The sequence below is a fragment of the Synechococcus sp. H55.11 genome, assembly GCF_047462475.1.
Lineage (GTDB): Bacteria > Cyanobacteriota > Cyanobacteriia > Thermostichales > Thermostichaceae > Thermostichus.
The window spans coordinates 11,906-22,171 of the sequence record NZ_JANSJI010000162.1 but is presented as its reverse complement, the minus strand read 5'-3'; the positions used below and the strand labels follow the sequence as shown (position 1 = coordinate 22,171).

The window sequence follows — 10,266 nt, the reverse complement described above, 5'->3', positions numbered from 1 at the left end:
TATTAAACCCAAGCGGGGCAAGGAATGCAAGACCCATTTGCGAGGGGGTCGGTCGAAGACGGCAAAAAAGGGCCTAGAAGAGGGGGGGCAAGAGGCCTGAAAGCCTTGTGGCGCAAGGCATCGAGCGGGTCAACGAAAGAATCGGCCTTTGCGGGATTTGGCGAGGCGCTCGCAGAGCTGCTGATACCGTTTTTGTGTGCTTTCGAGAACATCAAGTACTTAGGTAGGGGGAAAGTTGCCTGAGCTACACGATGACCGAGCCAGGGGGTGCAGTTAAAGGGGGTTCACCCCAGATTTCCACTTGATCGAGGGCGTGGCTGGTGAGGGGATAGAAGCGGACGCTGTCTTCGTTGGGCTTGATCCTTTTCCGGAGCCGTAGCTTGAGCTCCTCGAACTTGTCCTTGTTGAGGACGCACTCGAAGACACTGTACTGCACCCGCTTGCCGTAGCCTTCTAGCAAGTCGGCAATTTTCTTGCGGCGCTTGTCACAGGGGGTATCGTAGGTAACAACATAAAGAAACATCAGCGAATCCGGTAAGGCTGATACAAGTCTTGAGGATTATAGACGGACTGCTTAAACTTCTTAACCTGCTGTGTTAGCAAATCCCAGCGGGGCTGATCCCCAGCAGGAGTTGTAATGGATCCCTCCATTCTCTGGAGAAAAGCTTTGAGGTACTTCTTTCTGCCAGCATCGTTGAGAAAACAGCCCCCATCTCGATACTCGAAGTCTTCTTGGATATCCATAACACTGCTGTTGACAAGCCACAGTACCAGGGAGTCCACAATAGGCGCTCGGAACTCTTCCAGCAAATCGGAAACCAGAGCAGCGTGGCGTTCACTGCTGGCATGTAGGCAACCTTGATAGGGATCCAAATCTTGCAGCTCAATCAAGGTTAATAGGTGGTTCCAGAGCACCATATAGCCAAAGCTAAGCATGGCATTGACTGGATTGGTGGGTGGTTGTCGGGTGCGCTTGAGCAAAACAAATCCTTTTTGTTGCAAGCAATTGCCCAATTCTGGGAAATACAGGGCTGCGCCGATCCCTTCAATGCCGCGCAATTGATCTAGAGACTTAGCCTGCAGAACTTGCTCGGCCAGATGTTCCAGGCTGCGCAGGGTTAGATCCCCAGTTTCGCTGGGGCGCTGCCTAAGTTGCCGCATCAACAACACGCGGCCATTGAGGAGCTTAGCTCGCACTATCTGGGCTGCTGTTTGCAATCGCCATGCTTCAGGGAGTGCTTGTTGCCAATGGGCCAAGCGGCGGTAGCCCCTTTCAATGGGAATGAGGCGACCGTAGCAATAGCCGAGTCGGGAGAGGTAGGCAATGGGGATATTGCGCTTCAAGCACTCTCTTACAACATCGGTAGTCACCTGCGAGCGGCCGAAGATTAAAATTTGCTCTAGCAAGGGCAGAGGCACCTCCTGCAAGAGCAAATCGCCCAAATGAACCAGCACAAACTCTTGCCTGAGGCTTAGCCTGCACCCTTGCTGGGAAACATACAAGGTTCGCATTATCGATCATCTCGACGCAGACTCTCTGAGCCTCGCCTTGGCTCTATGGAAGTGCTGGTCTTGGATTGGCGCTCTTCTGGTAAAACATCTACATTAATTTCAGGACTTGACAAAAGATCTATAACTATCTCCGTTAGGCTTCCAGAAAAGAAGCTGGCAATTGTAACCAGAATAGTGTTGGTAATCACGGCTGCCAGACCTAAGGGAGCAATGAGCAAAATGGCCAGTGTAATCAGGCCATTGATTGTAGCTGTAACAAGGTTTCTGAGAACTTTGGCTTTGATCTTCTTTCTAGGCATGGTTTTCCCAAAAACTCTCCAAGATTTTTCTATCTCAAGGGCCAGATTACTCCAAAGCCATCGGCACTTCCCTTGAGCTCGTCGAGATACATTTTCCTAGGATCCGCCGTTGCTCCAAAAACGGTAACCACTTGGTAATCACCCAAATCGGCAATCCAAACCGGAGAGGGTACCTGTACACCCCCACACAAGAATTTGTCGTACCGGCCTTCGCCCTGCCGGCCAAGACGATGCAAAGTTGCCAGGGCATAGGGTTTATTAAACTCTTCCTCGCCGCTGCAGACCACAATCTGGCAGTTGGCATCCACTGCTTGCGGCCATTTATCCCTGTCAACTTGGCCAACACTTCTTGGGCTATTGGGGTTAATAGCCTGCTTGGTTAGAGTCTTGAGAGCGGCAAAAAAGTTTTCCAGACGCTTTTGGAAAAGCTTCTGAAACTCAGTCACCGATTCCGGCAGCTCCCAGAAGGCATCCTCTGACCTGGGAATTAGGGTAGAGCCGCGCCACCAGGGAGCCCGCTCGCGGTTTTGGCGGGAGTAGCAGGGTCTTCTGGCCCCTTGGCCCACACCTCCCAGATGGAACATCATCCAGGTGAGGTTGGCAAAGAGCTTTTTCGCCGCCTCTTGATCTTCCTGCGAAGCATAATTTTGGCACTCGCCCGAAAGACTCAAGACGAGGATCCCTTCTTGTCGTCCGGCAGGTTTATTTCTTCCTTGCTGATTGGGCTCCGGCTGAGAGACTTTGCCATCTAGGAGATCTACATGGATCCAGCCGTGTTTTTGCTTAGGGGTGATGGCGCCAAAAAGTTGCCCTTCCCACTCCTGCACCTGATCGACCGGCAAAACTCCCAGGGCAAGGGTGCGGAACCAATAGCGCAGCATATTCTTAAAGGCCACGGGCCGCACTTCGGCGATGGATCGGTTGTCGTAGCGATTCTTGTCGGGTCTCCAGTTGACTACCTGGCGCCCGTGAATGAGTTGGCCTTCTAACTCAAAGGGCAGGCGCAAGAATTCTCCTTGGCTCTTGTCCGGCGATTTCCCTGAGGGGATTAGCCGACCGTAGCCGGTATTCACCTGGGATCCCACCCCTTGCTCCAAACCCCGGAGGAGCCATTGCTTAACTTGATCCAGCATCTCATCGGTGCAGCCGGGGACTTTGCGCAGGCCAATCAAAAAAGTGGCTTGCTTGAGAGAGAAAAATAAGTTGGGGTTGGGCGAGTATTCAAGATTTTTTCCATTCCATTTCCAGACGTTATTAGCAATATCTACAGCCAGCCCCCCCGTTTTGGAGTTATCGGGATCCTCCCGCCTTCGGGGCCGAGTGGGTGCCGGATAGGCATCCAAAAAGACAACCTTGCCGGCGCTATCTTTTTCCTCAGCTTGTAGGTGGCCAAACCAAGGAGCTACAGCTTGGTCTGCTTGATCCCAAGATAGGTTGCGCTCCTGCATCAGCTCCCGAATGGCCTGGGAGCGGGCTACACCGCGCAGGGTGGAGCCAGGAATGTAAGGGATCCCTAAGTGATCGAAAGCGGGGAGCAACATGCTCTCTGGGCCCTTGGCCCCACCGACTCGAATTCGCCAGGGACAGGTAACCTGAAAGGTGTCGCTGGCAAGGCGTTGGGTGCGCTCGTTCAAAACTTTCAAGCGGGCTCCAAGGTTAATCGTTGTTTCCACTTGGTGCGCCAGCTCCGCTTTGGTGCCGTCTTTAAAAGCATCGAGCCGCGCTCGCATCCAGCGCAGATATTCAATAAAACCGGCGGTGGGATCCGGCCTGGGCGTGGGATCCAAGGGGTGACCCAGCCAAGGCGAGGGCTGAGGATTGTTGCCTCCTCCGCCACCGCCTCCACCGCGCGGCTGGTTTCCCCCTCCATTGCCTCCTCTAGGAGAATTGGGGCCTCGATTTTCCTGAGGCGGCCGGCGGCTGGGATCCCCTGGCCTGGGGGGACGAGCAAGCGGCTCAGGCGTGTTGCCAGGACGAGCAGGGCGATGACCGGTCATGGGATCTTCTCCAAAAGCGGGAAACAGGGTTAGGAATTGCCAAGGGTTTGGCGAAATTCACGCAACATGGTGCTGGTACCAATTTCTAGGGCGCGTCGAATGAGTTGAGGTACAAGATTGGGGATGTCGAAGTCTGGAAAAAGCCGGCTGCGGCTTGATTCTACGTAGTCTTCTCCCTGCAGAATAAAGATCCGCAAACTTCGCTCACCCAAGATCCAAACTTCCGGCACGCCGATGGCTCTATAGGCCTCAATAAAAGTTCGGGAAGTAACGTCGGACTCGATGGCCAGATCAGGTGGGGGCAACTGATCGACATCGATCCTGCCCTCGCAACCTCGCACCAACTCCAGGTGATTGACATAGAAGCAGGTGTCTGGCTCCACTCCAGCCCTGCCTGACTTTTTAAGGGTTGTTGAGCCAAAGTCTTCCCAATCCCTACCCTGAGAATCGAGAATGGCTGAGACAATATACCCGGCAATGCGATGAAGGCGCTCGTGTTTGGATAAGGGAGACATGATCTCAAAAGTGCCATCATAGTAGGCAATGCGAGTGTGGCGATCTTCGCCCAGCTCCTCCAGAATGCTCTCGCAGTCTTGCCAGGTAAGAGAATGAATAACCACTCGGCTGCCTTCTTGCAGGGAAATCGCTTGCAGGGGGATCGCGACGCCCATTACTCCCCTCCTTTAATGTCGTGGTAGATGGCCATGGCCCAAAAGCCAAACTCCTGAGCCAAAGCCAGCCCTAACCCTGTTAAACCTAGATACTCTTCGACTCCCAGTCCCATAAGACGATCCAGACCATTGGAGTTGGCAATCCCCTTTTGGCCAGAAATCTCTTCCAGACAACTAAAGAACTCCTTGACCACTTGCTTTTTGCCGTCTTGGCTGAGGGCATCTTCTTCTGCCTTAAGGCGCAGCAGGCCCCAGGTGGAAAGGTAGGTGTAGAGTTCCACAGCCTGGTTTTTCTGCTCCTTAAGCTTTTCTTGGTCTCTGGTTTGAGCCCTTAACTGGCGAAGGGATTCGTAAACAGGCTTGGCCAACGTGCGGGGATCAAAAGTTTCCATAAAACCTCCTCAACTAGTTCCAAGACAACTCGACAAAGCCCCGACCTAGGCTCTCCTGACCGCCAATTTGCAGAAGCTGGTTATCCTGCAGAAGCTTCCGAAATTGCTCCACTGCTTTTTGGGAACTGCCATTGGCTTGGGCTGTTACCCCCCAGGTAAAGTACATCAAGCTATCGGGGGGAATGGCCTCTTCGTAGCGAAAGCCGCCTTCTACAACTTTGTGCTCGCTGAGCTTAACTTTTACCTGCCGCCACAGGCTCATTTGAATAAGGGTGGCACAGTGCTGATCCGGCAAGACGATGACGCGGGTGATGCTGGAAGACTTGACAAAGTCTTGCCAGTTGGCCCACTTTTTCAGGCCATTTTTCAGGATGGCATCCTTGAGGTAGAGGGGCCGGTTTGTCTCCAAGTTGGTGCTATAGGGATCCGGCACCTGCAACTGCTGGCCACTTAGCCGCAGCCAGCGCTTGAGCAAGAGGGGGCAGCTCATCCAGACTACGCCGTGGCTGAGGGAAGCCACCGGCACCCACAACAGGGATCCATCCCCAATCCAAATGGAGCCTTGGGTAAGCTGATCCCCCTCCCCAATTTCGTTGCCAAAGAGCTCAAACTTTAACTCTTTCTCAGCCATACTGGCCCGCAATTTGCCGCGGATGGTGCTGGAAGGAATGTAGGGCAAGTTGGTGTGGGCTTCGCGGGCAATGCCCAAGAGGTTGCCTTCTTGGGTGGTGCCGCCGGTGTGCAGGGGGGTTAACAGGGTGAGATAGACCAGGTGAAAAGTCATCGAAAAAACACTCCTTATCGACAAAGAACAGGGCTGCAAAAGCATCAGTTAACCCAAGGCAGCCAGAGCAACTCGCTGTAGCCCAACAGCCGCCAGCGGTGGAAGACGTTGAGCCGGCCATCTTCCAGCTCCGGCTCGTCCTGCCCAAGGGGAGCCGGCTGCTCCAGGTAGTAGACGCTGCCGGGCGGGGCGGCAAACACTTGCGGAGCCGGTAAGCTGGTCTTGCGCGGCTCTGTTAGGGAATCCACCTGCAGGCGGCCGCTGATGGGAACCGGCTTGCCAGTGGCCACGCTTACCAGAGGGCCGGTGAGGGAGTGGGCAGGGTGGGGGGTGGCCAAGCGCCATTCCCAGGGCCAGGCGCGGCAGAGGGAGCGCCCATCCACCTTCTTGATGAACACTCCAGGCGTAACCAGGTAGGCCAAGGCCCGCCGGGTTTGCCGGAAGGTCTCTTGGGAGAGCTCCTGCAGCGCTTGCCACTGCTTGCCCAGCTTTGGGCAAGGGCCCAGGAGAGCGCCGTGGCCTTCTCCCCCCAGCCGCACCACCTCTTCTTGCTCCAGGGGCAAGGGATCCCAGGTTTCGCGCTCGGGATCCCAGCACTCGATGGAGAAAGCCAGGCTCCAGCCGGGCTGCAGGCGGATGCAGGTTTCCACAAAGTAGCCATCGGCTTCTCGCACCTGACGTTTGCCTGCCTGCAGGGTGTTGTGGGGCCGCACCTCTGCCACCCAGGGGGGCGGAACGGCTTGAGCCAGATCCCAGCCCTTGCCCTGCAGCGCTTTTTGCACCGCCTGAAAGGGCAGGTAGCCGGCGGCCTTTTGCTTGGGGCTTGGCCGTTCCTCCTCCGGAGCTGCTGCTACCAAAGGGGCGGGCCGAGTGGGATCCCAACGGTAGCCGCTGTAGGAATGCTCCTCTTCCAGCCAGGGGATGGGCACCAGCGGGGATCCCTGGTCAAGGTGCAGGGGGCTGGGGAAGTAAAGCTGCTCATCCCAGCAGAGGAAGGGGCCGCGCAGGCGCAGGGTTGTCGGCTGGCCCAGGTGGGCCAGGATGGCTCCGGCCAGGGTGTGGCCGCTGGGCGGAAAGCCGCTGGTGGCCCAGGCCCGCTCCCCCGGCGCAAAGGGCCTGGCATCGCGAAACATCCACACATCCAAAGGCGATAGCGTGAACCAACTCATCGACCGTTCCTCCCCAATTTCACGGTGCGGTTGCGCAGCACAAAGGCCGCTAGCTTAAACCAGTTTTTGATGGCCAGATCCCAGGCTGCCGGCTGGGCGGGCAGGCTGTGCTGCCAAAAGTGCTGGATAAACTCGATTAGCTTGGCCTGGAAGCGATCCCTCTGCTCGCTTTCGCCGCCAAAGAGATCCCGGCGGCTACAGAACAAGCGGGCCCAATCGGGCACAGCTTCCACGCTGGGGGCGGGGTGCTGCTCCCAGAGCTGGGCAGCCTGCTCAAACAGCGAGCTTTGATCCTGCTGTTGGCCCAGCAACTTCCAGTCAAAATCCAGCAGGTCTTTCCACTTGTCGAAGGTGTCGAACTTGCTGGTGCCCACCAGTTGGTTGCCGTTGGCAAACAGTACCCGCACCTGGACGCTGTCCTTGGGGCTGCCATGGGCATAGGCCTGCCCTTTGGCGTCTTTTTCCGCCTCCCAGAGATTTTCCAGGGCAATGGCCAAGGGCACCGAGTGGTGGGCAATCACCACGCCAAAGCTAATGCTGGCCAGGGATCCCAGGGTAAAAAGAGGGCGGCGGCTGAGGCCAGGCGGCAACTGCGCCTTTTGCCACTGCCAGTAGTCCCCTTCGTTGGCGAACTCCCGCCAGTCGTCTTCGCCGCCGCGGAAACACTGGCGGATGTCCCAGAGCCAGCCATCCCACTCCCAGAGGTTGGTATAGGCCAAAACGTCGTCTCCCCCGGCGTAGATGAGCCTGCCGGCGTAGCGCTGCTCGGTGAGGTAGGGCACCAACTGGCCGGAAAAATCCAACAGGGCGCGGCTGAGGGCACTGTGGGTGGCCGGGCCCATGCGCTTGCGGCTGTTTTTGACAAATTCGCCGAAGGCGTCCTTGACCTGGTCGAGCTCCTCGGAGTTGATGACCTGGCCAATGGTGTCCTTCTGTTTATCGGCTAGGCGCTGCAGCGGCTGGGGCAGGTAGTCGTAGTAGGGTCGCATCTTCTCCCCCCTCAGCCACTGGCCCATGTCGTCGCCGTCGCCGGCGGCCAGCACGTACCAACTGGCGGGGTTGATGCTGGGGTAGTAGCGGCTGAGGGTGGCTTCTATCTCCTGGCGGCAGCGCTTCTGGGTTGCTGCGTCTGCTTCCAGGTCTTCCACCAGCCAGCCGGCGTTGAGCAGCCGCGGGTGGTAGCGTAGGTTCTGCTGGTCGGCCCACGGGATCCCCCACTTGCCGCGCATCTCCCGCAGCACTTCCCGAATGCCGGGGTGGATGGCCTCAACGGCCCGGCAGGCTTGCTCCAAGTGCTCCTGCTCCCGTCGCCCGTGGGTTTTCAGGTAGCCGGCCACACCGGCGGTGAGATCGGGGTAGGAAGCGGCAATCTTGTCTTCATCGAGGTTGGGAAAGAGCTCCGGCAACACCTTGTCCAGGGCCCGCTTGACGGTTTCGGTGGCGTTGAGCCGCTCGCGGCCATCGAAAAGCCCCGCCTGCCGCTGCCAAAGCCGCCGGCTCTCCCCTTCGCCAATCCAGCGATCCCTGGGGGAAGGGTGAACCACCGGCCCCAGGCCGGAGACGGTGCTGCGCGGTCCAAAGGCCACCGGCAGTTGCCAATCGCGGGCCTGTTTGCAGGCAGCCTGCAGCCGGCGCGTCGCCTCCACCGCCGCCGCCCACCAGGAGCCGACGTTCAGCCCCGCCTTGTACTGGCGGCGCTGCTGCTTTTGGGGATCCCAGAAGCTGATCCGCAGGAACTTCAGCTCCGCGTCGGCAAAAAGCTGCCGCTCTCCTGTTAGGTGGTAGGTGCGGTTTTGGGCGCTGACCCAGGGATCCCGTTCGACCGGCTCCTGGGACTTGAGGATGGCGGTGTCTTTGAGCCTTTGCTGGGGGGATCCCAGGGGTGCTGCTGCCCAGTAGAGCTGCCACTGGTGCTCCAGCCATCCCTCCCAGGTGGGATCCTCCGGGCGCAACTGCACCAGCCAGCGGCGCTCCAGTTGCAGGTGCTCCAGCGCTCTTTCCGCCAGGTGGCGCCATTCTTCTTTGAGGGTCTGCTGGGCCAACTGCATGGCCGCCTCCACCCGCTCTTCCGGCAACAGCAAGAGGATCACGTTGGGGAAGCCGGCGGTGAGCAGGGCGTGGGCAGAAGGTTGAGGGATCCATTCCTTAAACTCGGAGTACTTCTCCCGTAGCCAGAAGTCGATCAACGGCTGGCCGTAGAGACTGGGGTAGAGCAGGCAGTCGGGGCCGTATTTCTCCGCTAGGCGCCAGCAAAGCCGTGCCGAGAGGTAGTGCAACAGCCAGGATCCGGCCCAGAAATCCCGCATCTTGCGGCTGGCTTTGATCAGCTCCTGGATGGGGTTGAAGGTGAAGCTGGCCAAAAAGGGCCGCGTGAACTTGGGCTCGTCGTAGCCGGCCAAACAGCCCGCCAGGGCCGCCACGACACTGGTGTGGCTCCACAGGGATCCATCCGGCAGTCGCGTTTCCGCCGGCAAAAGCAGGAGGTTCTCATCGCCCAACTCCCGAACCAGCGCCTGGGGAAAACAGCGCCAGAACCACCAGAACACCTTCTGGATATCTTCCTCTTCTTGCCGGATCCAATCGGGAATCACCTTTTTCTCTAGCTGCATCAGGTGCTCGGCGCGGGAGCCGGCTTGCTGCAGGGCCCGGTGTTCCTCTTCGGGCAGTTGCCAAAAGCGCTTGCGCCCCGAAAGCAGATGGCTCATCTCTAGGCCCGGCCCCAGGCTGTGGCCGCGATCGGCTACCTGGTAGTCGATGGCAACCGGCAGGTGGCCAATGGCAGCCCGATCGCTGGCGGCGGCAACCAGATCCGCATCGCCAACGCTTGCTAGGAGGGATCCCTCTGCCTTGGGCGAGATCCACCCTTGCATCGCCGCTAAGTTTGGCCACAGCCCTTCCTTAGCGCGGCCAGAGGCGTCGTGGAGGGCCTTGAGGGCAGGGTCGTGCAGCAAACCCCAGAGCTTCGCTTGCCAGTAGTGATGAGACATGGTGTTTTCGCAGGAGAAATGGGAGAGTTAAGAACTGAACGCGCAAGAGACAAAAAAGTAAACAAAACCCCAGCAGCCACCCGATACCTGGCTGCAGAAGCTACAAAACAAAATCCACCGATCCCGACCAGCCCTCAGGTTTCTTTAGTATTTCTCCAGCTCAGTAGGACTTGTACAAGCTAAGCCCCTGCCAACTGTTTGACCGAGCTTGAAAACTCAGAACCTGAGGGTGGGCCGATGTCTGTAGCCTACTGAGAAATGGAAGGATCCCCTTCCAATTCCCCTTCTGTCCGGGTCAATTCCGGAAACAGCGCCTCCAGCCTGGGCAGCAGATCCCGCAGCACAAAGCCCTCCAGAGCTTCGCTGGGACGAGGTTCGGGATTCATCTGCACATGGGCCACGTCGTTGCGGTACTGGCTAAGGCGAGACCAAAGATCAGCAAGCTGCTGGACATC

Annotated in this window: 9 protein-coding genes and 1 pseudogene; all 10 read right to left on the bottom strand. The window is 57.9% G+C overall.

The annotated features are described in order from the left end of the window. Positions 1-244: 244 nt before the first annotated feature. Positions 245-523, bottom strand: coding sequence for a CRISPR-associated endonuclease Cas2 (gene cas2 / locus NW853_RS07025; protein ID WP_414335550.1), 279 nt, complete (start codon positions 521-523; stop codon positions 245-247). After that, on the bottom strand, positions 523-1,512 hold the full coding sequence (cas1, locus tag NW853_RS07020) for a CRISPR-associated endonuclease Cas1 (RefSeq protein WP_414335548.1): 990 nt from the start codon (positions 1,510-1,512) through the stop codon (positions 523-525). The genes cas2 and cas1 overlap by 1 nt, the downstream gene beginning before the upstream one ends. Next, complete coding sequence (csx18, locus tag NW853_RS07015) at positions 1,512-1,811, bottom strand: CRISPR-associated protein Csx18 (RefSeq protein WP_414348588.1); 300 nt, start codon at positions 1,809-1,811, stop codon at positions 1,512-1,514. Before csx18 ends, cas1 begins: the two co-directional genes overlap by 1 nt. 29 nt (positions 1,812-1,840) lie before the next feature. Continuing rightward, a complete protein-coding gene (locus NW853_RS07010) occupies positions 1,841-3,808 on the bottom strand; it encodes an RAMP superfamily CRISPR-associated protein (RefSeq protein ID WP_414348585.1) in 1,968 nt (655 codons plus the stop codon). A 29-nt stretch (positions 3,809-3,837) separates the two neighbouring features. Further along, positions 3,838-4,479, bottom strand: a complete 642-nt coding sequence (locus tag NW853_RS07005) for a Uma2 family endonuclease (RefSeq protein ID WP_414335542.1) — start codon at positions 4,477-4,479, stop codon at positions 3,838-3,840. After that, a complete protein-coding gene (locus NW853_RS07000; RefSeq protein ID WP_414348583.1) occupies positions 4,479-4,871 on the bottom strand; it encodes a hypothetical protein in 393 nt (130 codons plus the stop codon). The genes NW853_RS07005 and NW853_RS07000 overlap by 1 nt, the downstream gene beginning before the upstream one ends. 13 nt (positions 4,872-4,884) lie before the next feature. Further along, positions 4,885-5,655 (bottom strand): type III-B CRISPR module RAMP protein Cmr4, encoded by a 771-nt coding sequence (gene cmr4 / locus NW853_RS06995; protein WP_414335538.1) that lies wholly within the window; start codon positions 5,653-5,655, stop codon positions 4,885-4,887. A 44-nt stretch (positions 5,656-5,699) separates the two neighbouring features. Next, positions 5,700-6,824 carry a type III-B CRISPR module-associated protein Cmr3 gene (locus NW853_RS06990; protein ID WP_414335536.1) on the bottom strand — a complete coding sequence of 375 codons (1,125 nt, stop codon included), beginning with the start codon at positions 6,822-6,824 and terminating at the stop codon, positions 5,700-5,702. Further along, a complete protein-coding gene (gene cas10 / locus NW853_RS06985) occupies positions 6,821-9,811 on the bottom strand; it encodes a type III-B CRISPR-associated protein Cas10/Cmr2 (protein WP_414348580.1) in 2,991 nt (996 codons plus the stop codon). The genes NW853_RS06990 and cas10 overlap by 4 nt, the downstream gene beginning before the upstream one ends. Before the next feature lie 248 nt (positions 9,812-10,059). Beyond that, positions 10,060-10,266: pseudogene (locus NW853_RS06980) on the bottom strand (TIGR02221 family CRISPR-associated protein); the annotation flags it as partial.

Coding starts and splice junctions, on each gene's coding strand:
- cas2 (WP_414335550.1), bottom strand. CDS start 523: ATGTTTCTTTATGTTGTTACCTACGATACCCCCTGTGACAAGCGCCGC.
- cas1 (WP_414335548.1), bottom strand. CDS start 1,512: ATGCGAACCTTGTATGTTTCCCAGCAAGGGTGCAGGCTAAGCCTCAGG.
- csx18 (WP_414348588.1), bottom strand. CDS start 1,811: ATGCCTAGAAAGAAGATCAAAGCCAAAGTTCTCAGAAACCTTGTTACA.
- NW853_RS07010 (WP_414348585.1), bottom strand. CDS start 3,808: ATGACCGGTCATCGCCCTGCTCGTCCTGGCAACACGCCTGAGCCGCTT.
- NW853_RS07005 (WP_414335542.1), bottom strand. CDS start 4,479: ATGGGCGTCGCGATCCCCCTGCAAGCGATTTCCCTGCAAGAAGGCAGC.
- NW853_RS07000 (WP_414348583.1), bottom strand. CDS start 4,871: ATGGAAACTTTTGATCCCCGCACGTTGGCCAAGCCTGTTTACGAATCC.
- cmr4 (WP_414335538.1), bottom strand. CDS start 5,655: ATGACTTTTCACCTGGTCTATCTCACCCTGTTAACCCCCCTGCACACC.
- NW853_RS06990 (WP_414335536.1), bottom strand. CDS start 6,824: ATGAGTTGGTTCACGCTATCGCCTTTGGATGTGTGGATGTTTCGCGAT.
- cas10 (WP_414348580.1), bottom strand. CDS start 9,811: ATGTCTCATCACTACTGGCAAGCGAAGCTCTGGGGTTTGCTGCACGAC.